The sequence below is a fragment of the Micromonospora sp. NPDC047670 genome (assembly GCF_043204915.1).
GTDB lineage: Bacteria > Actinomycetota > Actinomycetes > Mycobacteriales > Micromonosporaceae > Micromonospora.
Map to the genome: position 1 here is coordinate 1 of NZ_JBIDDA010000007.1, position 24,412 is coordinate 24,412.

24 protein-coding genes are annotated in these 24,412 nt (G+C 73.8%); 6 read left to right on the plus strand and 18 right to left on the minus strand.

All coding sequences use genetic code 11. The annotated features are described in order from the left end of the window. Nucleotides 1–198: 198 nt before the first annotated feature. The 13 genes from ACGF7U_RS18310 to ACGF7U_RS18370 all read right to left on the minus strand — a co-directional run bounded on the left by ACGF7U_RS18310 (nucleotide 199) and on the right by ACGF7U_RS18370 (nucleotide 11,930). A complete protein-coding gene (locus tag ACGF7U_RS18310) occupies nucleotides 199–1,008 on the minus strand; it encodes an SDR family NAD(P)-dependent oxidoreductase (protein ID WP_393108017.1) in 810 nt (269 codons plus the stop codon). Nucleotides 1,009–1,017: 9 nt separating this feature from the next. Beyond that, nucleotides 1,018–1,695, minus strand: coding sequence for a hypothetical protein (locus ACGF7U_RS18315; protein ID WP_393108019.1), 678 nt, complete (start codon nucleotides 1,693–1,695; stop codon nucleotides 1,018–1,020). 72 nt (nucleotides 1,696–1,767) lie between these two features. Beyond that, a complete protein-coding gene (locus ACGF7U_RS18320; RefSeq protein WP_393108021.1) occupies nucleotides 1,768–2,583 on the minus strand; it encodes a hypothetical protein in 816 nt (271 codons plus the stop codon). A 121-nt stretch (nucleotides 2,584–2,704) separates the two neighbouring features. Continuing rightward, entirely contained in the window at nucleotides 2,705–4,273 is a 1,569-nt protein-coding gene (locus tag ACGF7U_RS18325) for a polyamine aminopropyltransferase (RefSeq protein ID WP_393108023.1), read from the minus strand. Further along, the gene (locus ACGF7U_RS18330) at nucleotides 4,270–5,094 is read right to left on the minus strand and encodes a hypothetical protein (RefSeq protein WP_393108025.1); all 825 of its coding nucleotides are present in this window, start codon (nucleotides 5,092–5,094) and stop codon (nucleotides 4,270–4,272) included. The genes ACGF7U_RS18325 and ACGF7U_RS18330 overlap by 4 nt, the downstream gene beginning before the upstream one ends. Next, on the minus strand, nucleotides 5,094–5,516 hold the full coding sequence (locus ACGF7U_RS18335; protein ID WP_393108027.1) for a DUF350 domain-containing protein: 423 nt from the start codon (nucleotides 5,514–5,516) through the stop codon (nucleotides 5,094–5,096). Before ACGF7U_RS18335 ends, ACGF7U_RS18330 begins: the two co-directional genes overlap by 1 nt. A gap of 34 nt (nucleotides 5,517–5,550) precedes the next feature. Beyond that, complete coding sequence (locus tag ACGF7U_RS18340; RefSeq protein ID WP_393108029.1) at nucleotides 5,551–5,976, minus strand: DUF4247 domain-containing protein; 426 nt, start codon at nucleotides 5,974–5,976, stop codon at nucleotides 5,551–5,553. Further along, nucleotides 5,973–6,479: a DUF2617 family protein gene (locus ACGF7U_RS18345; RefSeq protein WP_393108032.1), complete on the minus strand. Its 507-nt coding sequence runs from the start codon at nucleotides 6,477–6,479 to the stop codon at nucleotides 5,973–5,975. The genes ACGF7U_RS18340 and ACGF7U_RS18345 overlap by 4 nt, the downstream gene beginning before the upstream one ends. After that, nucleotides 6,479–7,102 carry a DUF4178 domain-containing protein gene (locus tag ACGF7U_RS18350; RefSeq protein WP_393108034.1) on the minus strand — a complete coding sequence of 208 codons (624 nt, stop codon included), beginning with the start codon at nucleotides 7,100–7,102 and terminating at the stop codon, nucleotides 6,479–6,481. The genes ACGF7U_RS18345 and ACGF7U_RS18350 overlap by 1 nt, the downstream gene beginning before the upstream one ends. Nucleotides 7,103–7,217: 115 nt before the next feature. After that, nucleotides 7,218–8,030, minus strand: coding sequence for a hypothetical protein (locus ACGF7U_RS18355; protein WP_393108036.1), 813 nt, complete (start codon nucleotides 8,028–8,030; stop codon nucleotides 7,218–7,220). A gap of 69 nt (nucleotides 8,031–8,099) precedes the next feature. Next, on the minus strand, nucleotides 8,100–8,480 hold the full coding sequence (locus ACGF7U_RS18360) for a hypothetical protein (protein WP_393108038.1): 381 nt from the start codon (nucleotides 8,478–8,480) through the stop codon (nucleotides 8,100–8,102). A 134-nt stretch (nucleotides 8,481–8,614) separates the two neighbouring features. Further along, nucleotides 8,615–11,206 carry an ATP-dependent chaperone ClpB gene (gene clpB / locus ACGF7U_RS18365; RefSeq protein WP_393108040.1) on the minus strand — a complete coding sequence of 864 codons (2,592 nt, stop codon included), beginning with the start codon at nucleotides 11,204–11,206 and terminating at the stop codon, nucleotides 8,615–8,617. Nucleotides 11,207–11,291: 85 nt separating this feature from the next. Beyond that, complete coding sequence (locus ACGF7U_RS18370) at nucleotides 11,292–11,930, minus strand: TetR/AcrR family transcriptional regulator (protein WP_393108042.1); 639 nt, start codon at nucleotides 11,928–11,930, stop codon at nucleotides 11,292–11,294. A gap of 82 nt (nucleotides 11,931–12,012) precedes the next feature. Between ACGF7U_RS18370 and ACGF7U_RS18375 the strand changes: the two genes are divergently transcribed. The 4 genes from ACGF7U_RS18375 to ACGF7U_RS18390 all read left to right on the plus strand — a co-directional run bounded on the left by ACGF7U_RS18375 (nucleotide 12,013) and on the right by ACGF7U_RS18390 (nucleotide 15,662). Beyond that, entirely contained in the window at nucleotides 12,013–13,155 is a 1,143-nt protein-coding gene (locus ACGF7U_RS18375) for an epoxide hydrolase family protein (RefSeq protein ID WP_393108044.1), read from the plus strand. A 182-nt stretch (nucleotides 13,156–13,337) separates the two neighbouring features. Then, the gene (locus ACGF7U_RS18380) at nucleotides 13,338–13,838 is read left to right on the plus strand and encodes a cation:proton antiporter regulatory subunit (protein ID WP_393108046.1); all 501 of its coding nucleotides are present in this window, start codon (nucleotides 13,338–13,340) and stop codon (nucleotides 13,836–13,838) included. Between the two features lie 7 nt (nucleotides 13,839–13,845). After that, complete coding sequence (locus tag ACGF7U_RS18385; protein WP_393108628.1) at nucleotides 13,846–15,051, plus strand: cation:proton antiporter; 1,206 nt, start codon at nucleotides 13,846–13,848, stop codon at nucleotides 15,049–15,051. Nucleotides 15,052–15,230: 179 nt separating this feature from the next. Continuing rightward, the gene (locus ACGF7U_RS18390) at nucleotides 15,231–15,662 is read left to right on the plus strand and encodes a hypothetical protein (RefSeq protein WP_393108048.1); all 432 of its coding nucleotides are present in this window, start codon (nucleotides 15,231–15,233) and stop codon (nucleotides 15,660–15,662) included. Between the two features lie 188 nt (nucleotides 15,663–15,850). Here the strand turns inward: ACGF7U_RS18390 and ACGF7U_RS18395 are convergent, their stop codons facing one another. The 5 genes from ACGF7U_RS18395 to dnaK all read right to left on the minus strand — a co-directional run bounded on the left by ACGF7U_RS18395 (nucleotide 15,851) and on the right by dnaK (nucleotide 20,609). Then, nucleotides 15,851–16,060 (minus strand): hypothetical protein, encoded by a 210-nt coding sequence (locus tag ACGF7U_RS18395; RefSeq protein ID WP_393108050.1) that lies wholly within the window; start codon nucleotides 16,058–16,060, stop codon nucleotides 15,851–15,853. Nucleotides 16,061–16,209: 149 nt separating this feature from the next. Next, entirely contained in the window at nucleotides 16,210–16,650 is a 441-nt protein-coding gene (locus ACGF7U_RS18400; RefSeq protein ID WP_393108052.1) for a heat shock protein transcriptional repressor HspR, read from the minus strand. A gap of 46 nt (nucleotides 16,651–16,696) precedes the next feature. Next, nucleotides 16,697–17,884, minus strand: a complete 1,188-nt coding sequence (dnaJ, locus tag ACGF7U_RS18405) for a molecular chaperone DnaJ (protein ID WP_393108054.1) — start codon at nucleotides 17,882–17,884, stop codon at nucleotides 16,697–16,699. A gap of 83 nt (nucleotides 17,885–17,967) precedes the next feature. Then, nucleotides 17,968–18,696 carry a nucleotide exchange factor GrpE gene (gene grpE, locus ACGF7U_RS18410; RefSeq protein ID WP_393108056.1) on the minus strand — a complete coding sequence of 243 codons (729 nt, stop codon included), beginning with the start codon at nucleotides 18,694–18,696 and terminating at the stop codon, nucleotides 17,968–17,970. 47 nt (nucleotides 18,697–18,743) lie between these two features. Continuing rightward, nucleotides 18,744–20,609, minus strand: a complete 1,866-nt coding sequence (gene dnaK, locus ACGF7U_RS18415) for a molecular chaperone DnaK (protein ID WP_393108058.1) — start codon at nucleotides 20,607–20,609, stop codon at nucleotides 18,744–18,746. Between the two features lie 222 nt (nucleotides 20,610–20,831). Here dnaK and ACGF7U_RS18420 point away from each other — a divergent pair, with 222 nt between their 5' ends. Further along, nucleotides 20,832–22,673 carry an ABC transporter gene (locus tag ACGF7U_RS18420; RefSeq protein ID WP_393108060.1) on the plus strand — a complete coding sequence of 614 codons (1,842 nt, stop codon included), beginning with the start codon at nucleotides 20,832–20,834 and terminating at the stop codon, nucleotides 22,671–22,673. Further along, a complete protein-coding gene (locus ACGF7U_RS18425; RefSeq protein WP_393108062.1) occupies nucleotides 22,670–24,355 on the plus strand; it encodes a GTPase in 1,686 nt (561 codons plus the stop codon). The genes ACGF7U_RS18420 and ACGF7U_RS18425 overlap by 4 nt, the downstream gene beginning before the upstream one ends. The last annotated feature ends 57 nt before the right edge of the window (nucleotides 24,356–24,412 follow it).

Below are 24,412 nucleotides of genomic sequence, written 5' to 3' on the forward strand. Positions count from 1 at the left end.
CACCCCCCGGATCATCCGTACGACAGGGGCAGTAAGTCATACCGGGCCGGGCGACCGAGGGTCCCCGGCTGGGGACGATCAAAAAGGTAACGGGGGGGACCGATGGGTGGCGATGGACCGCTACGCTGAGCGACCGTTCAGCCTGCGGGGCGGGCGGTCGACGCCGACCGAGGGCGTCGGGCGGGCCCGGTCCGGGGGTCAGCCGCCGTCGCGGCCGATGCGGCCCCGCGTGTCGCGGGCCACCGCCTCCAGCAGCCGCCGGGGGGCGTGCCGCAGGCCGGCGACGGCCAGCTTGTACTTCCAGGCGGGGACGCTGACCAGCTTGCCTTTTCGCAGGTCACGCAAAGCTTCGTCGACCACGTCCTCGGCCCGCAGCCACATCCACTCCGGGGTCTTCGACATGTTGATGCCGGCCCGGTCGTGGAACTCCGTACGCGTGTAGCCGGGGCAGAGCGCCATCACGCGCACGCCGAACGGCCGCGCGGACTGGCCGACGGACTCGCTGAAGTTGGTCACCCACGCCTTGCTGGCCGAGTACGTCGAACCCGGCATGACCGCGCCGAACCCGGCCACGGAAGAGACATTTATCACTGCCCCGCGCCGCCGCTCGGTCATCGGACGCAGGGCCGCGAGGGTCAGCCGCATCACGGCGTGCACGTTGAGCCGCAGCAACCGCGCCTCGTCCTCGGCGGAGGATCGCAGGAACGGGGTGTTCAGGCTGATGCCCGCGTTGTTGACCAGCAGCTCGATCGGCGGCCCCTCGGCCAGCCGCCGCTCCACGGCCGCGCAACCGTCGTCGGTGGACAGGTCGGCCGGGATCGTCTCGACCTGCCGGCCGTGCCGCGCGGTCAGCTCAGCCGCCGTGTCGGCCAGCCGGGCGGCGTCCCGGGCCACCAGCACCAGGTCCCACCCGTCCGACACCAACCGCCGGGCGAACGCGGCGCCGATGCCGGCCGTCGCTCCGGTGATCAGGGCCCGCCGCCCGGCGGTCGGCTGGTCGAGCGTCACGGGCGGTTCTCACCTCGGCGGGTAAGGGGGCGCGGGCGGCGCCCCGGGCGGCTGGTGCCACGGGTGCTCAGCGGGTGGCGGTGCGGGCGGTGTCGGGGGCTGCTGCGGGTCGGTCGCCGCGGGTCGCCGGCGGAACCAGGCGTTCGCCGCCGGCAGTGCCAGCAACACGGCTACCACAAGGTAACCGAGCACCTGGCCGACCGAAAGCCCCGCGCCCAGCGGAATCCACCAGGACGGCTGGGCGTCGGCGACGAGGCCGAGCAGTTCCGCCGTCGCCCGGTCGTCCTCGCCCAGGCGAAGCGGGGCGGCGCGCTGCACGCCCAGCAGCGCCAGGGCGCAGCAGCCGAGGATGAGCCCGAGCCCCGACACCACCCAGGTCGCGGTGCGCGCGCCGGAGCGGCGGGCCCGCAGGCCGAGGGCCAGGCCGGCGAGGAGCAGCCCCGCGAGCAGACTCACCACCGCGGTGAGCACGGTGGACACGCGCAGCAGGGTGACCACCCGGTCGATCTGGTCCGGGCCCGCCGAGGTGCCCTGGGCGGCGTCGCGGAACCGGGCCACGGTGCCGCCGAGGGACACCGCGCCGGCGACGGCGTGCGCCAGCGCGGCGACCGCCATCAGCAGCAGCACCGCCACGGCGAGCGTGACCGCGGCCGGGCGGCGGGCCGCTGCCTGATCGGGGTGCGACACGACGAGTCCCTCCGGTAGGCGTCGGGATGCAACCTACTCGGAGGGACCGTCGGCGTCGCTCTTATCGGCCGGTCAACTCACCGGCGGCGGCGTCGGACCGGGACGGTCCGAGCCGGGCTGCTCACCACCCGGGGTCGTTCCCGGCTGACCGGGCTGGCCCCCGCCGTACGGCGCGGACGGCGGCTGGCCGGGCTGACCCGGTGCCGACGGCTGGCCGGGCGTCTGCGGGTACCCGGGTGCCTGCGGGTAGCCGGGCTCGCCGGAGGTCTGCGGGTAGCCCGGGTAGGACGCGCCCGGCACCGGCGGCTCCCATGCCTGCTTCGGCTTGCGGAAGAACTCGTTGGCCTTCGGCAGGGCCAACAGGATCAGCGCGGCGAGCAGCGAGAGCAGCCCGATCACGCCGATCAGCGTGGAGACCGGGTTGACCCAGCCGGGCAGGGCCTCGTCCAGGCGGCGCTGGATCTCCTCCGGGCTCGGCCCGTCACCGGTGCCCTGGCCGGCCCCGCCGAAGCCGCCGCCGGCCAGGCCGCCGACCAGGCCGCCGCCCGTGCAGCAGACCAGGATGCCGCCGAGGACCCAGGTGGTGATCCGCGCCCCGTTGCTGCCGCGGTTGTTGAACACGCCCAGTACGGCGAGCGCCACCGCGAGCAGGAGCAGGAGGACGGAACTGCCGATGGTGATGAAGGTGGTGATGTCGGCGAGGTTCTGCGTGCCGTTGGCGTCGGTGCCCCGGTACGCCTCGTCGAGCACCTCCGAGACGGTGCCCAGCGTGCTCAGTGTGATGATGATGCCGATGAGCTGGGTGAGCGCGAACAGCCACAGCAGATACGTGGAAATGGTCACCACACCCGGCCGGGTGCGGGCCGGCGTGTTGTGGGAATCGACCATGATTCTCCTTCCCTAGATCGCGGTCACACCGTATCGAGATCGGGCCAGTCGGGCACGACAGCGGACACCGACCCGCCGTACGGCGTGGCAGTACCCCGTCCGGGAGGAAACCGATCCCGCGCTAGTAGCCGCGCCACTCCGCCCGGGCGTACTCCAGCACGCGGGGCTGGAGCAGGGTGGAGGCCGGCACGTCCACGCGGCGGCGGTCGGCGGGGAAGGCCCCGGCGGCGGACAGCGTCACCGCGTCGAGGAAGCGCAGCGCCGGCGCGTCCGGCGGCAGGGCGAGGGCGGGCGCGGTCGCGCCGGGGGCGGCGAGCAGGAAGCCCCAGTCGCCGAAGGACGGCACGTCCACGTGGTACGGCGTGGTGGCGAAGCCGGCCTCGCGCAGCGACGCCTCGATCGACCAGTACGACCGGGGCGCGAAGTACGGCGACCCGGACTGCACGACCAGCCGGCCGCCCTCGGCGAGCACCGCGCGCACCAGCGCGTAGAACTCGACAGTGTAGAGCTTGGCGGTGGCCGTCTCGTCCGGGTCGGGCAGGTCGGCGACCACCGCGTCGAACCGGTCCGTGGCGGTACGCAGCCAGGAGAACGCGTCGGCGTGCACCACCCGGACCCGGGGGTCGTCGAACGCGCGGGCGTTGAGGGCCCGCAGTTGCGGCTCGCTGCGGGCCAGCGCCACCACCGCCGGGTCGAGGTCCACCACCGTGACCCGCCGGACGTCGGGGTAGCGCAGCAGCTCGCGTACGGCGAGGCCGTCCCCGGCGCCGAGCACCAGCACCTCGCCGCGCGGACCGTTGAGCACCGGATGCACCAGCGCCTCGTGGTAGCGGTACTCGTCGACGGAGCTGAACTGGAGGTCGCCGTTGAGGAAGAGCCGCAGGTCGGTGCCGGCGCGCCCGGTCTCGGCGACCGAGCGGGTGAGCACGATCTCCTGGTAGCGGCTGCGCTCGGCGTGCACCACCGGGTCCCGGTAGAGCTGCTGGCGGGCGGTCAGCTCGAAGTCGTGCGCGGTCACCCACGCGTACCCGAGGCTGAGGGCGACCACGGCGGTGCCGGCGCCGAGCGCGACGCGCGCCCGGCGGCTCAACTCCCGCCGGAAGACCGTGCAGACCAGCGCGAGCCCGGCCACGGCGTTCACCGCGCCGACCACCAGCGCGCCCTTGAGCTGGCCGAAGACCGGCAGCAGCAGGAACGGGAAGGCCAGCCCGCCGAGCAGCGCGCCGACGTAGTCGGCGGCGAACAGGTCGGCCACCGCGCTGCCGGCGGCCTGCTCCCGGATGCGTTGCAGCAGCACCATCAGCAGCGGGATCTCCGCGCCGATCAGCAGGCCGAGGACGAAGGCCGTGGCGACCAGCGCCGGGCCGTAGAGGTCCAGCCAGGCGAAGGCGGCGTAGAGGCCGAGGACGGAGAGACCGCCGAGCAGGGCCAGGGCCAGCTCGATCGCGGCGAACGCGGCGGCGGCGCGCGGTTGCAGCGGCTTGGCGGCGAGCGCGCCGACGCCCATCGCGAACACCATCACGCCCAGCACGATCGACGCCTGGCCGACCGTGTCCCCGATCAGGTAGCTGCCCAGGGCGACGAGGGCCAGCTCGTAGACCAGGCCGCAGGCGGCGCAGACGAAGACCGCGACGAGCACCGCCGCGCGGGACAGCCGCCACCGCGCGGGCGCCGGCGCCTCGACGGTCACCGGCTCTCCGGCGTACGTGCGTCGGGCTTGCCGGCCTGCCGGGCGGCCGCGCGCCGCTGCGCGCGGGCCCCGCGCTTCTCAGCCTCCCTGCGGAGCTGGCGGCGGCGCTGCCACAGGCCGACGGCGACCAGCAGGGCGGTGAGCAGCAGCAGGCCGAACGCGGCGAGGAAGTAGCCCCAGCGGTCCCGCCACAGGTCGCTGCTGGTGCCGGGCAGCGGCGCCGGGGTGGCCGCCGCGTCGACGGTCGGGGTGGCGGCCGGCTCCACCAGTCCCGCCTCGGTGGCGAGCAGCGGCAGGGTCACGGCGGCCCGGGTGACCGCCCAACCCGGATCGTCGATGAAGACCTTCTCGGTCAGCCCGAACCGCTCCAGCCCCTGCTCGATGCGCAGCAGCTGACTGGTGGTGATGTCGGCGGACCCCGTCACGTCGATCCGCGCGAAGTCCTCGCTCTCGCTGCTCTCCGAGGTGTAGGCGACCCTGGCGTCCACCTGCACCCAACGGGGGCAGGCCGGGTTCTCCTCGACCGCGATCCCGTCGCCGAGGTTCGAACCGACGCTCAGGGGGTCGCTGTAGCTGAAGTAGTCCTGGAGCACCCAGCCGTAGCAGATGCCCTGGCTGTCGGCGGAGCGCTGGAGGATCGGCACGGTGTCGCCGCGCTCCTGCGCGGTCGGCGCCGGCACGTCGTCGTCTCCCGAGTCACCGTTGACCAGCCCGGCCACCACGCAACCGAGGACGACCAGGCTGGTGACCAGCCAGAAGACCCAGGCCCCCGTCGACGACTTCTTCCCGGCCGGCGTGGCGGGTTGCTTCGCGTCGGACATCAGCTGATAGCGGCGGCGATGATCGCGCCGGTGGCCAGGTGGACGACCGCGGAGACCCAGACCGCCGGGTGCGGCTGCGGGTCGACCAGGATCTCCCCGAGCCTGCCCGGCGTGGCCACGTCCAGCAGCAGGAACGCCGCCGCCATGATGACCAGGCCGAGGACGCCGTACGCCGCCGCGCCGACGATGCCGAGCACGAAGTCGTCGGCGCTGGCGGCGATGGCGGCCACCACGATGATGCCGACGCCGGCCAGGTTGGAGGCGAGCAGCAGGGCGGCGTTGCGGTTGCGCTCGACCCAGATCAGCTCGTGGAGCTTGCCGGGGGTGGCCACGTCGACGAGGGCGTAGCCGACGGCCATCAGGACGACACCGACCACGCCGTAGGCGAGCGTGACCAGCAGATCGGTGACCAGCGTCTGCAAGGGGACTCCAGGGGTTTCGTCGGGTGAGGGGGTGCTACTTGCCGGAGCCCGGGCCGCCGCCGCGCACGGTGCTGCCCCGGCCCCAGCCCCAGTGGTTCCCCACGGTGGAGTGGTAGCGCGGGTAGGCCGTGCCGAGGCGCTCCAGGAGGATCACCGAGCCGGCGGCGACCGGCAGGATCACCACCGAGTCGTCGTCGTAGCGCAGGTAGACGCCGCTGCCGTCGACGTACTGGTCGGCCGGCGTCCACGCGTCGGTGACCTCCTTCGCCACCTGGCTCGGGGTCCGGGACGAGGTGTAGGCGATGGCGTCCCTGCCGATGTCGTGGCTCGTCGCCCGGGTGTACCTGTCCTCCACGAAGCCGCGCGGCGAGAAGTTGCCGTAGAAGATGGCGAAGGCGGCGACCAGCGCGCCGATGACGGCGAACGCCACCCCCACCACGAACCAGCGTCGGTATGTCATCGCAGTGCCACCACCGTCTCGGTCAGGACCAGCTCGTTGGTCTGGGGATACGCGTGCCAGGTGCGCCAGCCGAGGGCGCCGTCCGGCGGGTCGGGACGCACCGACAGCGCGGTGACCGCGTCGACGTCGCCGGGGAAGACCCCCACCAACGCGTACGGGTCGTCGGCCAGCTCGGCGCGCAGCGCCGCGACCCGGTCGCTCAGCCCGGTGCCGGAGGGCCGCAGGACGGTCGCGGTGAAGCGGTAGCCGTTCGTCTCGTCCCGCACCGCCTCGGGCAGCTCGGGCGGGCGGCCGGGCAGGCAGGCGACCGTCTCGGTCAGCGTGGCGCCGGGAGCGCGCAGGACCACCTGGTGGGAGGCGCCGAGCAGGCGCAGCCGCAGCCGGACGCCGCCGGGCAGGTCCAGATCGAGCACGTGCAGCGCGGGCAGCTCGTCGTCGCCCAGGGCCAGGCTGAGGTCGGCGGCGCTGGTGTCGACGTACGGGGCGTCGAGGGTGACCAGCATCAGTCCGCCTCGGCCTGCGGGTAGATCATCACGTCGGCGCGGTGCAGCACCTCGCCCAACGCCACCTCCCAGCCCGCCTCGCCGTACGCCTCGAAGGAGAGCCGGGCCCCGCCGGGCGCCTGGTAGTCGTGGTACCGCATGGTGCCGTTCGGGTCGAGGCCGGTGGTGCCGGTCGCGGTGTAGCGGGCCTGGCCGGACTCGTCCCAGTTGTAGCGGCGGCCGGCGAAGTCGATCGTCGGGGCGCCCGGGGTGACCGTGGCGCCCGGCTCGGCGGCCCAGAGCACCAGCTCCAGCTCCGGGTCCTCCTCCACGGAGAGCCAGCGGCGCACGCCCGCGGCGTCGTCGAGCAGGTGCTCGGCCCAGCTCCAGCCGCCCTCGACCAGGCGGATCGAGCCCCGCACCGCGTACGACGTCCCGCGGATCTCGACGATGTCGCCGGGCTTCAGGCGGCGGGGGTCGCCGCGCAGCGCGTCGGCGTCCCGGTCCCGCAGCGGGTCGCCCGGGCTCGTGGGGCGCTGCGGCCGGGACCGGGCCCGGCGTAGGGCCACCACCGCGATCACCACCCCGGCCACCCCGACCAGACAGCCCGCCGCCGTCAGCAGGTACGCCACCGACCCGTCCACCGACCACCTCCCCAGGTACGTCGGCGGAGACGGTAACAACCCCGCGCACCTGGGGAAACCTGTGCCTGGCGGGTGATGGGTCGACTACGGCGCGTGCCCGCTCGCCGAGCGGCGCTCAGCCCTCGGTCGGGCCCGGCGCGGCGTCGTCCGCGGCCCGGTGCGCCGCCGGGTCGGGGCAGATCAGGTAGCCGGGCGCAACCATCGGGTAACCGTGGGGAACGGGCGGGGCGTAGGAGACCGGGACCACGGGGTACCCGGCCGGCGGCAGCGGCGCGGCGGGCGCGGCCCTGGGCACGAACCACCGGTTGGCGGGCGGCAGCGCCAGCAGCAGCACCACCGCGAGGGTGAGCACCAGCACGGTCAGCACCCCGAGCCCGGCCAGCGGGAACAGCACCGCGTCGAAGGGGTCGGACCGGGAATAGAGTTCCTCGAAGAACTTCGACTCCGCCCAGATCTCGGCCTCCGGCCCGGCCGGCCCCTCCTCGGGGTACCCCTCCTCCACGTACGGGCCGTCGTCGAAGCCGATGGCGAAGAGCAGCGGGAACACGAACGCTCCGACGAAGCTCTGGCCGCAGCAGACGACCAGTTGGACGCCACCGGACACGAAGACCAGGATCCGGGCGACGTTGCCGCCGCGACGCACCGGCCGCGCGGTGGCGGCCAGCCAGAGTGCGAGCAGCAGGGTGGGCAGCCCGAGCACCACCGCCATGGTGACGTTGCTCCACCGCTCGCCGCGCACCTCGTCGGGGTCGGCGTCCGGCACCGCCCGCACGGCCCGGTCGATGTGGCCGTCCCACTGGATCGCCTGGGTGATCACCAGCGCCACCAGCCCCAGCAGGACCAGCACGGTCGCGAGCTGCAACCAGAAGGCGATGGTGACGGTGACGGGTCGGGGTGGGCGTACGGGCGCGTCGGCGGGCGGCGTCATGGGACGGAAACTACGGACCGCCGTCGATGGTCGACAGGACCGTTCGGGCGGGGCGGGCCGGCGAACGGATCATGCTCCGGCGAGTCGCTCCGACGCGTACCCGCCCAGGGTGGCGCGGCCCATGACGCAGCCGGTGAACGTGCCGAACTCGGCCGGGTCGCCGCGCAGCGCCGTCCAGGCCGCCCGCCCGGCGGTCGGGTCGAGGCGTTCCAGCAGCGTGGCGGCGTAGACACGGCCCGCCGGGGTGCCCTCGACGAGCAGCCGTTCGAGTTGCTCGCGTACGCCCTCGGGGTCGTCGGCGAGCGCCGCCTCGACCCGCCGGTACGCCTCGGTCACCGGCAGCAGCGTGCCGGCGATCCCGACCCCGCCGAACGCCACCGTGTCGGCACGCGCGAGTTCCTCGACCGCCGCCGACAGCTCCCGGTCCTTCTTCTTCCCGATGCCGAACATGCCCTCGTTCCTTCCCCGCCAAGCCCCTGCCCACCCTGTCGATCAAGAGGTTCGCGTCCTCGGCGGGCGGCGCCGGGACGCGAACCTCCTGGTCGACCCGGGCGGACGTCAGGCCCGGTCAAGCCGCGACGCGGTCAGGCCGTCGAGACCGAGAGGGCGTCCTTGGTGTCGGCGAGGTCGACCCGGACCGTGTCCCCGTCGCGGACCTGGCCGGACAGCAGGGCCTTGGCGAGCTGGTCGCCGATCGCCGTCTGGACCAGGCGGCGCAGCGGCCGGGCCCCGTAGATCGGGTCGTAGCCGTGCTCGGCGAGCCACACGCGGGCGGCGTCGCTGATCTCCAGCGCCAACCGACGGTCCGCGAGACGCGTTCGCATCCGGTCGAGCTGGATGTCGACGATCGCCCGCAGGTCGTCACCGCGCAGCGCGGCGAACACCACGATGTCGTCGAGGCGGTTGAGGAACTCCGGCTTGAAGTGCGACCGGACCACCGCGAGGACGCCCTCCCGGCGCTGCTCCTCGGCCAGCGTCAGGTCGCCGATCACCGAGGACCCGAGGTTGGAGGTGAGGATCAGGATGGCGTTGCGGAAGTCCACCGTGCGGCCCTGCCCGTCGGTGAGCCGACCGTCGTCGAGCACCTGGAGCAGGATGTCGAAGACGTCCGGGTGGGCCTTCTCGACCTCGTCCAGCAGGATCACCGAGTACGGCCGGCGGCGCACCGCCTCGGTGAGCTGGCCGCCCTCCTCGTAGCCGACGTAACCGGGCGGGGCGCCGACCAGGCGGGCTACGGAGTGCTTCTCGCCGTACTCGCTCATGTCGATGCGGACCATGGCCCGCTCGTCGTCGAACAGGAACTCGGCGAGCGCCTTGGCCAGCTCGGTCTTGCCGACGCCGGTCGGGCCGAGGAAGAGGAAGCTGCCGGTCGGGCGGTCCGGGTCGGCGACGCCCGCCCGGGCGCGGCGGACCGCGTCGGAGACCGAGCCGACGGCCTCTGCCTGGCCGACCACGCGGGCGCCCAGCGACTCCTCCATCCGCAGCAGCTTGGCGGTCTCGCCTTCGAGCAGCCGGCCGGCGGGGATGCCGGTCCAGGAGGCGACCACGGCGGCGATGTCGTCCGCGCCGACCTCCTCCTTGAGCATCGCGCCGTCGGCCTGGAGCCGGGCCAGCTCCTCCTCGGCCTGCTTCAGCTCGGCCTTGAGGGCGGGGATCCGGCCGTAGCGCAGCTCGGCGGCGCGCTCCAGCTCGCCGTCGCGCTCGGCCCGCTCGGCCTCGCCGCCCAGCCGCTCCAGCTCCTCCTTCGCGGTGGAGAGCTTGGTGATGTGGTCCTTCTCCAGCTTCCAGCGGTCGGAGAGCGCGGTGAGCTGCTCGCGCTTGTCGGCCAGCTCCTTGCGCAGCCGCTCCAGCCGCTCGGCGGAGGCAGCGTCGGGCTCCTTGGCCAGCGCCATCTCCTCGATCTCCAGCCGGCGCACCGCCCGCTCGATCTCGTCCACCTCGACCGGCCGGGAGTCGATCTCCATGCGGAGCCGGGACGCGGACTCGTCGACGAGGTCGATCGCCTTGTCCGGCAGGAACCGGTCGGTGATGTAGCGGTCGGAGAGGGTGGCGGCGGCGACCAGGGCGGCGTCGGTGATGCGTACGCCGTGGTGCACCTCGTAGCGCTCCTTGAGGCCGCGCAGGATGCCGATGGTGTCCTCGATGGTCGGCTCGCCGACCAGCACCGGCTGGAAGCGGCGCTCCAGCGCCGGGTCCTTCTCGATGTGCTCGCGGTACTCGTCCAGGGTGGTCGCGCCGACCATCCGCAGCTCGCCGCGGGCCAGCATCGGCTTGAGCATGTTGCCGGCGTCCATCGAGCCCTCGCCCTTGCCGGCGCCGACGACGGTGTGCAGCTCGTCGAGGAAGGTGATGACCTGGCCGTTGGAGTTCTTGATCTCCTCCAGGACGGACTTCAGCCGCTCCTCGAACTGGCCCCGGTACGACGCGCCGGCGACCATCGCCCCCAGGTCGAGCGAGACGAGCTTCTTGTCCCGCAGCGACTCCGGCACGTCGCCGGCCACGATCCGCTGGGCCAGGCCCTCCACGATCGCGGTCTTGCCGACGCCCGGCTCGCCGATCAGCACCGGGTTGTTCTTGGTACGCCGCGACAGCACCTGGATCACCCGGCGGATCTCGGAGTCCCGGCCGATGACCGGATCGATCTTGCCGTCGCGGGCGCTGGCGGTCAGGTCCACGCCGTACTTGGCCAGGGCCTGGTAGGTCTGCTCCGGGTCGGCGGTGGTGACCCGCCGGTCCCCGCCGCGCACGGTCGGGAAGGCGGCGACCAGGTTCTCCTCGGTGGCGCCGGCCGACTTCAACGCGCCCGACACCGCGCCACCCACCCGCGCCAGGCCGGCGAGCAGGTGCTCGGTGGAGGTGTATTCGTCGCCGAGCGGGCGCGCGATCTGCTCGGCGGCTCCGATGGCGTTGACGAACTCGCGGGCCAGGGTCGGCTCGGCGATGCTGGAGCCGCGCGCGGCGGGCAGGGCGTCGACCGAACGCTGGGCGACCCGGCGCAGCTCGGCGGGGTCGGCCCCGACGGCGCGCAGCAGGCCGGCGGCGGTCGAGCCCTCGGTGTCCAGCAGCGCCAGCAGCAGGTGCCAGGGCTCCACGGTGGCGTGACCGCGCTGGTTCGCCATCGCGACGGCACCGGTGATGGTCTCGCGGCTCTTGGTGGTGAGTCGTTCCGTGTTCATGGGCTCCCCCGGATCGGCGTGTCCACTGGGAAGGACACAACCAGAGTTGAGCCTATTCCGCTCAACCCTGGCCGTGTGAGCTGGATCACTCTCGACGCGACCAGCGGCCGAACTCACCCGCCGCGGGCGGTGGGCCGGGGAGCGGGGGCGCGGTCGCGACCAGCCCCGCCAGCAGCAACGCGAGCTGCCGTCGGCGCAACTGCCTGGTCCGCTCCGGATCCGGCACCCGGATCGCCGCGCACCCCTCCAACAGGAGCGGGATGTCGTGGACCCCCACGTCGGGGCGGAGCCGCCCGTCGGCGTGGGCCCGCCGGACCAGCGCCTCGGTCAGCTCGCCGGCCCGCACGGCGTCGCGGCCCATCTCCTCGGTCGGCGTGAAGGTGCCGGCGAGGCGCACGGTCAGCGAGTGCACGTCGGCGTCCACGAGCCGCGCCAGGAAGTCGGCGAAGGCCGACCAGGCGTCCGGCTCGGTCAGGGCCGCCTCGGCCTCGGCGACGTACCGGCGCAGCCCGTCGTGACACAGCCGCCGCAGCAGGTCCTCCTTGCCGGCGTACCGCCGGTAGAGGGCGCTGATGCCGACGCCGGCGCGTTCGGCGACGGCGGCGATCGGCGCCTTCGGATCGTCGAGAAAGACGGCGCGGGCGGCATCGAGGATGACGGCGTCGTTGCGGGCGGCCTGGGCGCGGCGGCCCGCGCGAGCCGGACTTCCGGTCGGGTTCGTCATGGACCGAGGATAACAGTGGAACGGATCGTTCCGCTCTGCTATGGTTATGGGGAACGAAACATTCCGTTCTGAAGGAGTCACCATGACGGACCACGCCATCCGCCCGTTCCGCGTCGAGATCCCGCAGGCCAAGCTCGACGACCTGGCGGACCGGCTGCGCCGGACGCTGTGGCCCGCCGACGCGGCCGGGACGGACGCGTCGTACGGCGTGACCAGCGAGCGGGTTCGGGCGCTGGCCGCCTACTGGCTGAACGAGTTCGACTGGCGGGCGGTGGAGGCGCGGCTCAACAGCCACCCGCAGTTCGTCACCGAGATCGACGGCGAGCAGATCCACTTCCTGCACGTCCGCTCGTCCCGGGAGGACGCCGTTCCGCTGCTCCTCACCCACGGCTGGCCCGGGACGGTCGTCGAGTTCCTCGACCTGATCGCCCCGCTCACCGAGCCGGAGGACCCGGCGGCACCGGCGTTCCACCTGGTCGTGCCGTCGCTGCCCGGCTTCGGGTTCTCCGGGCCGACGCGCGACACCGGCTGGGGCTGCCACCGCACCGCCCGCGCCTGGGTGGAGCTGATGGACCGCCTCGGCTACGAGCGGTACGGCGCGGTCGGCAACGACGCCGGCTCGATGATCTCGCCGGAGGTGGGCCGGCTCGCCCCGGAGCGCGTGGTCGGCGTGCACGTCACCCAGCTCTTCTCGATGCCCACCGGCGACCCGGCCGAGTTCGCCGGCCTCTCCGAGGACGACCAGGCGGCGCTCAGGCACCTCCAGTGGTTCTACGACAACATGTTCTCGTTCAACATCCTGCACAGCCAGCAGCCGCAGACCCTGGCGTACGCGCTGAGCGACTCCCCGGTCGGCCTGCTCGCCTGGAACGCCCAGCTCTTCGGGGAGAGCCTGGACTTCGACTTCGTCCTGGCCAACGTCGCGATCTACTGGCTGACCGGCACGGCGGGCTCCGCTCCCCGGTTCTACTACGAGGACGCCCACGCCCCCCGGCAGCCGAGCGAGCCCACCACCGTCCCGACCGGGCTGGCCATGTTCGCGGGCGACTTCCAGTCGATCCGACGTTTCGCCGAGCGGGACCACGGCAACATCGTCAGCTGGAACTCGTACGACCCGGGCCTGCCGGCCGGCGGCCCCCGCGACGCCGCCGGGCACTACGCCGCCCACGAGGCGACGGACCTCCTGGTGGGCGACATCCGCCAGTTCTTCCTCAGCCTGAGCTGACCCCACCCCACCCGACGCCCGCCCCGGCCTCCGGGGCGGGCGTCGGCGTCCGGCCCCACCGAGCCGACGCCGGAGGCCGTTTCCCTGGCGGAGCACCGCTGACCGACCACGCAGCGGAGTCGACCTGCGCCGGCTCGCGCTGTCAAGATCTGCGCGTCTCGGTGAGGAGTAGCCTGGCCCGTGTGCGCGTACGTGTCGAACAGACCGCCCTGCCGGGCATCGGGGTCCGTCACGATCTGTTGACGGAGTCCGGTCGCCGCCTCGGTGTGGTCTCCCACCGCAATGGCCGCCGTGACCTCGTCCTGTACGACCCGGACGATCCCGACTCGTGTCAGCACGACATACCGCTGACGGACGACGAGGCGGAGGCGCTCGCCGACATCCTCGGCGCGTCGCTGATGCTCGGTCAGCTCTCCGGGCTGCGTGAGCAGGCCGCCGGCCTGCTCACCGAGCAGATCGCCATTCCGGCGGGCTCGAAGTACGTCAACCGGAGGCTCGGGGACACGCAGGCACGTTCCCGCACGGGCGCCTCGATCGTGGCGGTGCTGCGCCACGGCGAGGTGATCGTCTCGCCGGAGCCCTCCTTCCGCTTCGCCGCCGGTGACGTGGTGGTCGTGGTCGGGACCCGTCAGGGCCTCGACGGGGTGACCGCCATCCTCGCCGACAGTGACCCGGACGGCTGAGGCGCGGATGCACGAAACGACAACACTGCTCGTCGAGGTCGGCGCGCTGCTCTTCCTGCTCGGCCTCCTCGGCCGGCTGAGCCGCCGGATCGGCCTCTCGCCCATCCCCCTCTACCTGCTCGCCGGGCTCGCGTTCGGGCACGGCGGCCTGCTGCCCCTGGCCGCCAGCGAGGAGTTCTTCGCGGTCGGCGCCGAGATCGGCGTGATCCTGCTGCTGGTGATGCTCGGCCTGGAGTACTCGGCCAACGAGCTGGTCGGCAACCTTCGCGCCGCGGCCCCGGCCGGCCTGATCGACGGGCTGCTCAACGCGCTGCCCGGGGCGGCGTTCGCGCTGCTGCTCGGCTGGGACTGGGTCGCCGCCCTGGTGCTCGGCGGCATCACCTGGGTCTCCTCGTCCGGCGTGATCGCCAAGGTCCTCGCCGACCTGGGCCGTCTCGGTAACCGGGAGACGCCGGTGATCCTGTCGGTCCTGGTGATCGAGGACCTGGCCATGGCGTTCTACCTGCCCCTGGCGACGGCGGTGCTCGCCGGCAGCGGCCTGCTCGGCGGCGGCATCGCGCTCGGCGTCGCGGTGGGCACCGTGCTGCTGGTGCTGGTGGTCGCCATCCGGTACGGCAACCTCATCTCCACGGCCATGTCGGCCAAGGACCCGGAGGCGCTGCTGCTCGGCGTGCTCGGGATGACCCTGCTGGTGGCGGGCATCGCGGCGAAGCTCCAGGTGTCGGCGGCGGTCGGCGCGTTCCTGGTCGGCATCGCGCTGTCCGGGCCGGTGGCGCACCACGCGACGGAGCTGCTCAGCCCGCTGCGGGACCTCTTCGCGGCGGTCTTCTTCGTCTTCTTCGGCCTGGTCACCGACCCGCGGGACATCCCGCCGGTACTGCTGCCCGCGCTCGCGCTGGCCGTGGTCACCATGGCGACGAAGACGCTCACCGGTTACCTGGCGGCCCGCCGGGTCGGCATCGCCGAGCCCGGTCGCTGGCGGGCGGGCCTGGCCCTGGTGCCCCGAGGCGAGTTCTCCATCGTCATCGCCGGGCTCGCCGTGGCCGCCGGCAGCGTCGAGCCGAGGCTGGCGGCGCTCGCCACGGCGTACGTGCTGATCACGGTCGTGACCGGGCCGATGCTGGCGCGGCTGCCCGACTTCGCGTGGTTCAAGCGCTGGCTGCGGCAACGCGCCGCGGCCCAGCGGGCCCGGCCGGTGCCGGTACGGGACTGACCGACGTGGCCGTCCGGGGCAGGGTCGACCGTACGGTCGGCCCTGCCCTCGGCCAAGGGTTGTCGAATTGCTCCCTGCGGGGTCTACCGCCGGTAGCGCGACCGGGTTACCGTTTCGCCCCAGCAGCCAGGGCTCGTGGGTGGCCGGTGCCCCCGCGGACGAGAGCGGAAGGTTGGCCGGTGAGCGTGCAGGAGTCGACGTTCCACGGCTTTGCCAACCCCGTCGACCCGACCCCCGCCGAGCTGCGGGCGTGGGCCTACCAGCCGGACTCGGTGCCGCTGACCTCGATGCCGCCGGACTGGGACCTGCTGGTCTCCGGCGACCGGCTGGTGGCGGTGCTCTTCGACCTGGCGATGGACCAGGCCTGCCCGGCACGCCGGTTCGCGCTGCACTGCCTCTACATCTACGCCGCCGACGGCATCCGGACGAACTTCCGCGCCCATCCGAAGCGGCGCTTCCGCAAGCTGGTCGAGCAGGCCGAGCGCACCGGTGACGACCTGATGCGCACCTGGGCGTACAACAGCCGGGTGCTGCTGGCCCGGCCGGAACTCTTCGTCTACCGGGACTGGTGCGAGGGCGGCCTGGTCCGGGAGAACCGCCGCATCGCCTGAGGAAACCGCGGGACCCATCGGTTCGCTCCGCCGCGCGGTCGCCGGAGCGTCGCGCCGAACACGAACGCGACGACCGGCGGCATCGCCGCCGACCTGCCGCGGAAGTCGGGCGGGCCACGGGAACGGCCGCTTGCACGGCGAACGGGCCGGGACCCCCCGTGGGTCCCGGCCCGCACGTCGGCGGATCGTCAGCGTTCCGATCCACCCTGCTTCCGGCGTCTCGCCTCGTCGCGCCCCTGGTCGACACCGTGGTCGACCTGGTCGGCGAACGCGCCGTTCTTGATCTTGTCTGTGAAGCGGCCCTCGGTGACCCGGTCGAACCTCTCCCGGACGTTCTTCGCCACCTTGTCGAGCCGCTCCTCCGTCTGCTGCGCAACCTTCTTCGCCGATTCCGCCATGGCTCCCCCTGCCATCGGAGTTCCGGATTGAGGCGGTTGAGCCTGATTCGTAGGTTAGCGGATCCGGCACCTGCCCCGCCGAAGAAAGAGACGAAAGGCGACCGCGCCCGGCCGGGGGAGGGCGGCCGGGCGCGGGGTGGGTGGTGTGGTCAACGGTCGGGGGTTCGCCGCGGACGCCAGACCACCAGCGCGGTGGAGGCGCGGTTGGTCGGCACCAGGTCACTGCCCGGGAAGCGGGCCAGCGACTCCAGCTCGGCGATCCGGCGGTACGCGGCGTCCAGCTCCGCCTCCAGCCGGGCCACCCGCTGCTGCGCCTGCTCCAGCAGCCGCTCCAGGCCGATGATCCGCTTGACCCCCGCCAGGTTGATGCCGTCGTCCTGGCTGAGCCGCTGGACCTCGCGCAGCAGCACCACGTCCCGGACGCTGTAGCGGCGCCCGCCGCCGGCCGCCCGCCCCGGCTGGACCAGGCCCAGCCGGTCGTACTGGCGCAGCGTCTGCGGGTGCATCCCCGCCATCCGCGCCGCCACCGAGATCATCAGCACCTTGGCCTCGTAGGCAGGGTCACCCGAACCGACGAACTCGTCCGACATCCCGCTCACCTCCGCGTGCACTCCACCGAGCCGACTGAACACCGGGTCAACTGAACCGACGCACCCGCGCGTCGAGATGTTCCCGGGCGGCCGGCGGGGTCTGCGCGGCGAAGGTCTCCAGCGCCGCGCGCGCCTCGTCGGACACCCGCGCGGGCACCACCACGTCGAGCGTCACCAGCAGGTCACCCGCCCGCCCGTCGCGGCGGACCACCCCCTTGCCGCGGGCCCGCAGGATCCGGCCGCTCGGCGTGCCCGGCGGCACCCGCAGGGTCACCGCGCCGTCGAGGGTGGGCACCCGCAGGTCCGTGCCGAGCACCGCCTCCGCGAACGTGATCGGCACGGTCAGCGTGAGGTCGTCGCCGGTACGCCCGAACAGCTCGTCCGGTCGCACCTTGACGTGCACGAAGAGGTCGCCGGCCGGACCGCCCCGCGCGCCGGGCTCGCCCCGCCCCGCGAGCCGGATCTTCTGGCCGTCGGCCACCCCGGCGGGGAAGCGCACGTTCAGCGTGCGGGTCTTGGTGACGCCGCCGGTGCCCTGGCACTCCGGGCACTTCTCCTCCACGACCGTGCCCACGCCCTGACAGTTGCGGCACGGCTCGGAGAAACTGAACGAGCCCTGGTTGCGGGTGGTCATCCCGGCGCCGTGGCACACCGGGCAGGTGCGCGGCTGGGTGCCGGGCTTGGCCCCGTCGCCGTGGCAGGTGTCGCAGACCCCCGGGGCGCGCAGCGTCAACGGCAGGGTCACCCCGCGTACGGCGTCGCCGAAGTCGAGGGCCACCTCGGCCTCGACGTCCCGGCCCCGCGCCGGGCCACGGGGCGCCGCCCCGCCGCCGGCGCCGCCAGCGCCGGAGAATATCGAACTGAACAGGTCCTGGAAGCCGGCCCCGCCGAAGCGGCGGTCGCCACCCCCGCCGGCCGCGCCCGCGAACAGGTCGGAGACGTCGAACGGCATGCCGCCGGGCTGGCCGCCACGGGCGTTGCGCCGGAACGCGCCCGAACCGAACAGCGAGCGCAACTCGTCGTACTCGCGGCGCCTGGCGTCGTCGCCGAGCACCGCGTACGCCTCCGAGGCGGCCTTGAAGCGCTCCTCGGCCTTCGGGTCACCGGGGTTGTGGTCCGGGTGCGAATCCCGTGCCAGCTTCCGGTATGCCTTCTTGATGTCGTCGGCGGAGGCGGCCTTGTCCACGCCCAGCACGGCGTAGAAGTCCTTCTCGATCCAGTCCTTGGAACTCACCGGTCCACCCCCTCCCTACCTGGGGACCGACCGTCCCGCCCACCCGGTGCGGGTGGACGGGACGGCCCGGTCGTCGTCGCGCACTACTCCGGGTCGGCGACCGCGACCATCGCCGGTCGCAGCAGCCGCTCACCGACCTGGTAGCCCCGGCGCATCACCTGCACGCAGGTCGGCTCGGTGACGTCGGCCGAGGTCTGGTGCGCCACCGCCTCGTGCCGGGTCGGGTCGAACGGGTCGCCCTGCTCGCCGAACGCCGTCAGCCCGAACTTGCCGAGCGCCGTGGTGAGCTGCTCGGCCACCGTGCCGAACGGCCCGACCAGGTCGCCGTGCTCGCGGGCCCGGTCCAGGTCGTCGAGGATCGGCAGCAGCGCGGCGAGCACCGCGCCGGTCGCCTGCTCGGTGACCAGACCCTTGTCCCGGTCCACCCGCTTGCGGTAGTTGGCGTACTCCGCCGTCACCCGCTGCAGGTCCCGGGTCCGCTCGTCGAGCTCCGTACGCAGCGCCTCGAGTTCGGCGCCGAGCGCGGTCCCGCCGCCGTCGACCGGCTGCGCCGGGGCGTCCACCACCGGCGGGCCGGTCACCTCGGCCGCCTCGACCTCGATCTCGTCGACGACGACCTCGGCCTCCTCGACCAGCCCTTCGGCCGGGGCGTCCGACCCGGCGTCGGCGGCGGCCGGCTCGCTCGTCTCGCTGATCTTGCGGTTGTTGCGGATGACGACCCGCGGCCCGTCGCCGGCCTGCTCGGCGGGCGCGGAGCCACCCGGCGTCGACCCGGTCGCACCCGGGTCGGCGGCTCGTGGCTTCTCCGTCATTGGGCTACCTCATCCCTCTGCCGTGGTTCCGTGTCCGGGACGGATCGTCACTTCTTGTCCTCGTCCACGATCTCCGCGTCGACCACGTCGTCCGCGCCACCGGCCGGCCCGCCGGCCTGCGCGCCGCCGGTCGCCCCGGCGCCCGTGGCACCCGGACCGGCCTCGCCCGGCTGCTCACCCGGCTGGTTGTAGAGCAGGGAACCGGCCTGCTGGGAGACCTGCGCCAGCCGCTCGTGCGCCGACTTGATCTTCTCGATGTCCTGACCGCCGAGCGCGCCGCGCAGCTCGCCGAGCGCCTCGTTGATCTGGTCACGGGACTCCGCCGGCAGCTTGTCGCCGCTCTCGGCCAGGAACTTCTCGGTCTGCCACTGGAGCGCCTCGGCCAGGTTGCGGGTCTCGGCCTCGTCGCGGCGACGCTTGTCGTCCTCGGCGTGCTCCTCGGCGTCGCGGCGCATGCGCTCGATGTCGTCCTTCGGCAGCGAGGAGCCGCCGGTGATCGTCATCTTCTGCTCCTTGCCGGTGCCGAGGTCCTTCGCGTGGACGTTGACGATGCCGTTGGCGTCGATGTCGAAGGTGACCTCGATCTGCGGCACGCCGCGCGGCGCCGGCGGGAGGCCGGTCAGCTCGAAGGTGCCGAGCTTCTTGTTGTAGGCCGCGATCTCGCGCTCGCCCTGGAAGACCTGGATCAGCACCGACGGCTGGTTGTCGTCCGCCGTGGTGAAGACCTCGGAGCGCTTGGTCGGGATGGTGGTGTTGCGCTCGATCAGCTTGGTGAAGATGCCGCCCTTGGTCTCGATGCCCAGGCTCAGCGGGGTCACGTCGAGCAGCAGGACGTCCTTGACCTCGCCCTTGAGCACACCGGCCTGGAGGGCGGCGCCGACGGCGACGACCTCGTCCGGGTTGACGCCCTTGTTGGGCTCCTTGCCGGTGAGCTGCTTGACCAGGTCGGTCACGGCCGGCATCCGGGTCGAGCCGCCGACGAGGATGACGTGGTCGACGTCGGAGATCTTGATCCCGGCGTCCTTCACGGCCTGCTCGAACGGGCCCTTGCAGCGGTCCAGCAGGTCCTGCGTCATCCGCTGGAACTCGGCGCGGCTGAGCGTCACGTCCAGGTGCAGCGGGCCCGCCGCGCCGGCGGTGATGTACGGCAGGTTGATGTTGGTGGTGGTGGCGGCGGACAGCTCGATCTTGGCCTTCTCGGCCGCCTCGCGGAGCCGCTGCAGGGCCATCTTGTCCTGGGCCAGGTCGATGCCGTGCTCGCCACGGAAGGTCTTGACCAGGTGGTCGATGATCCGCTGGTCCCAGTCGTCGCCGCCGAGGTTGTTGTCACCGCTGGTCGACTTGACCTCGATGACGCCCTCGGCCAGCTCCAGCAGCGACACGTCGAAGGTGCCGCCGCCGAGGTCGAAGACCAGGACGGTCTGCTCCTTGGAGCCCTTGTCCAGCCCGTACGCCAGGGCGGCCGCGGTCGGCTCGTTCACGATCCGCAGCACGTTGAAGCCGGCGATCTCACCGGCCTCCTTGGTGGCCTGGCGCTGACCGTCGTTGAAGTAGGCCGGGACGGTGATCACGGCGTCGGTGATCTGCTCGCCCAGGTACGCCTCGGCGTCCCGCTTGAGCTTCATCAGCGTGCGGGCCGAGATCTCCTGCGGGGTGTACTTCTTGCCGTCGATGTCGACGGACCAGTTGGTGCCGATCTCCCGCTTGACCGAGCGGATCGTCCGGTCCGGGTTGGTCACCGCCTGGCGCTTGGCGACCTCACCGACGAGCACCTCGCCGTTGCGGGCGAACGCGACGATCGACGGGGTCGTCCGCGAGCCCTCAGCGTTGGCGATGACGGTGGGCTCACCGCCCTCCAGGACGCTGACGCAGGAGTTCGTCGTGCCGAGGTCGATACCGACCGCACGTGCCATCTTCGCTTCCTCGCTTCGTGACGTTGTGAACCGCCCACGGGCGTCGCCCCTGAGCCGCTCGGCGGGCGTCGCCCGCAGCGACCCCACCACAAGTTGAGTGAACTTGACTCAATAGTGCCACGCCCCGGGAAATCGTCAAGTCGAGGTTGAGCCGACCCGACGCAAGTCACGGTTGCTACCGACCGGTTGTTTTCCCTTGCGTCGGTCGGGCACGCTTTAGCGGTGACGACGCACGGCGATTCCGCCACCCAGGCCGGCGCGCCCACCGTCGCAGCCCGCACCGGCCCCGCGGACGCCGGGGAGGACCGGCCCGCCACCACCGGGGACGACAGCCTGCCCGCCGCGCTGGCCGGCCTGCGCGCCGCGATCGGGGCGGCCCGGTTCCCGCTGGCACTGCCCTCCGCCGAGCCCGCCCGACGGGCCGCCGGCAGCCTCACCGACCAGCTCGACGACTACCTGCTCCCCCGGCTGCGCCGGCTCGACGCGCCGCTGCTCGTGGTGGTCGGCGGGTCCACCGGCGCGGGCAAGTCCACCCTCGTCAACAGCCTGGTGCAGGCTCGGGTGAGCGCCGCCGGGGTGCTCCGGCCCACCACCCGCTCCCCGGTGCTGGTGTGCAGCCCGGCCGACTCCGGCTGGTTCCGCCAGGGCGAGCTGCTGCCCGGCCTCACCCGCACCACCGAGCCCAGCGAGGACCCGCGCACCCTGCAACTGGTCACCGCCCCGGCCCTGCCGCCCGGGCTGGCCTTCCTCGACGCCCCCGACATCGACTCGGTGGTCGACGCCAACCGGGCCCTGGCCGGCCAACTCCTGGCCGCCGCCGACCTCTGGCTCTTCGTCACCACCGCCGCCCGCTACGCGGACGCCGTCCCCTGGGAGCTGCTGCGCAGCGCCCGCGCCCGGGGCGCGGTGATCGCCATGGTGCTGGACCGGGTGCCCCCGGAGGCGGCCGACGAGATCGCCGCCCACCTGTCGGAGATGCTGGCCGCGCAGGGCCTCGGCGCGGCCCCGCTGTTCGTACTGCCGGAGACCTGGGTCGACGGCCAGGGCCTGCTGCCCGACCGGGTCACCGCGCCGCTCTCCACCTGGTTCGCCCGGCTGGCCGCCGACGCCGACGCCCGGGCGGCCGTGGTCCGGCAGACCCTCGACGGCGCGCTCGCCGCGCTGCGCCCGGCGGCCGAGGAGCTCGCCGACGCCGCGGACGAGCAGGTGACCGCCGCCGACGCGCTCGACGAGCGGGTGCGGGCCGCGTACCGGGGGGCGCACCGGACCGTCGAGCAGGGGCTGAAGGACGGCCGGCTGCTCCGTGGCGAGGTGCTCGCCCGCTGGCAGGAGTTCGTCGGCACCGGCGAGTTCTTCCGCACCCTGGAGGCCCGGATCGGGCGGCTCCGTGACCGGGTGGTGGCCGCGGTCACCGGCCGTCCCGCGCCCGCCTCCGAGCTGCGCGAGGCCATCGAGTCCCAGCTGGTGACCCTGCTGCGCGGCGTCGCCGCCGAGGCGGCCGAGAACGCGTACACCGGGTGGAAGGCGCATCCCGCCGGGGCGGCGCTGCTCGAACCGGGGCTCGCCCACCCCGCCGGCGACCTGCCCGAGCGGGCCGAGCGGCTGGTCCGGGAGTGGCAGCGCGGCGTGCTGGAGCTGGTCCGGGTCGAGGGCGGCGACCGGCGCTTCGTGGCCCGGACGGCCGCGTACGCGGTGAACGCCACGGGGCTCGTTGTCATGATCGCCGTGTTCGCCTCGACCGCGTTCATCCCGACCGGGTTGGAGGTCGCCACCGGGGCGGGCACCACGGTCGCCGCGCAGACCGTGCTCCAGGCGATCTTCGGCGACCAGGCCGTGCGTACGCTCGCCGCCAAGGCCCGGGCCGACCTGCTGGACCGGGTGCGGGCGCTGCTGGACGACGAGGCCGCCCGCTACCTGGCCCGGACGGCGGAGTCCCGGCCCGCCGCGGAGACCGCGGAGGCGCTGCGCCGGGCCGCCAACCGGGTGGAGATCGCGCGGCACCGCAGCGGCCTCGCCGACACGGACGCCGCGAGCCTCCCCGGCACCGAGGGCGGAGAGTCATGACGAACATCGTCGGGCGCATGCGCGAGGCGTTCCGCGGTGACCGGCGGGTCGACGCCGACGCGCTGATCGCCCGCCTCGACGCCGTACGCCGGTTCCTCGCGGTCGTCGACGGCCACCTGCCGGACTCGCGGCTCGTGCCGGCGCACACCCTGGTCGAGCGGGCCGGCACCCGGCTGGCGCTCTCCCGCGACCACACGGTGGTGGCCCTCGCCGGCGCGACCGGCAGCGGCAAGTCGAGCCTGTTCAACGCGCTCGCCCGGATGGAACTCTCCCCGGTCGGGGTGCGCCGCCCCACCACCGGCGTCACCCACGCCTGCGTCTGGGGGCCGCTCGACGGCGGCAACCGGCTGCTCGACTGGGTCGGCGTGCTGCCCCGGCACCGGTTCGTGCGGGAGAGCGTGCTCGACGGCGACGACGAGTCCGCCCTGCACGGGCTGATCCTGCTCGACCTGCCCGACTTCGACTCGGTGCAGCGGTCCCACCGCCTGGAGGTGGACCGGCTGCTCGGCCTCGTCGACCTCGTGGTGTGGGTGGTCGACCCGCAGAAGTACGCCGACCGCGTCATCCACACCAGCTACCTGCGCGAGTTCCACCGGCACCGCGACGTCACCCTGGTCGTGCTCAACCAGGCCGACCGGCTGCCCCCGGCCGAGCTGCCCCGGGTCCTGGCCGACCTGCGCCGGCTGCTCGACGCGGACGGCCTGGACGGCGTGCCGCTGCTGGCCACCACCGCCGTGGACCCGGCGGGCATGGTCGGGCTGCGGGAGGCACTGGAACGGACGGTGGCCGAGCGGCAGGCCGCGCTGCGCCGCCTCCAGGGCGACGTGGACGCCGTGGTGGCCGGGCTCGACGAGCTGGTCGGGAGCGCCGCGCCGGCCGCCGGGCCCGACGACGCCGCCGGCACCGCGCTGCACCGGGCGCTGGCCGGCGCGGCCGGGGTGCCGGCGGTCGCCGAGGCGGTCGAGCGGGCGTACCGGCACCGGGGCGGCGCGGCCACCGGCTGGCCGCTGGTCCGGGGCTGGCGCCGGCTGCGGCCCGACCCGCTGCGCCGGCTGCACCTGCCCGGCCCGGCCGCCGACCGCGACGAGCCGGCGGAGAGCCTGGTCGCCGCGACCTCGGTGCCCGACCCCACCGCCGCCCAGCGCTCCGCGCTCGGCCTGGCGATCCGGTCGGTGGCCGACCGGGCGGGCAGCGACCTGCCCGCCTCCTGGCCGGCGGCGGTGACCGCCGCCGCCCGGTCCCGCCTCGGGGACCTGCCGGACGCTCTGGACCGCGCGGTCGCCGGCACCGACCTCGGCATGGACCGACGGCCGCTCTGGTGGCGGATCGTCGGTGGCCTCCAGTGGCTGGTGACCCTGGCCGCGCTGGCCGGGCTCGGGTGGCTGGCGCTCGGCTACGCGCTGCGCGCGCTGGGTCTGCCGGCGTTGGACGACCCGGCCGTGGGCGAGGTGCCGCTGCCCACCCTGCTGTTCCTGGGCGGCCTGCTCGCCGGGCTGCTGGTGGCCGCCCTGACCAGGCCGGTCCTCCGCTGGGCGGCCCACCGGGCCCGCCGCCGTGCGGAGCGACGGCTCACCGACGCGGTGGCGGCGGTCGGCGACGAGTACGTGCTGGCCCCGGTCCGCGCGGTGCTCGCCTCCTACGCCGAGGCCCGGGCGGCCCTGGAGGACGCCGCCGGCCGCTGAGCTGGGAATCCCGGCCGACGGCCAGCCTCAGGACGGTCGTGCGGGCGACGCGACGCG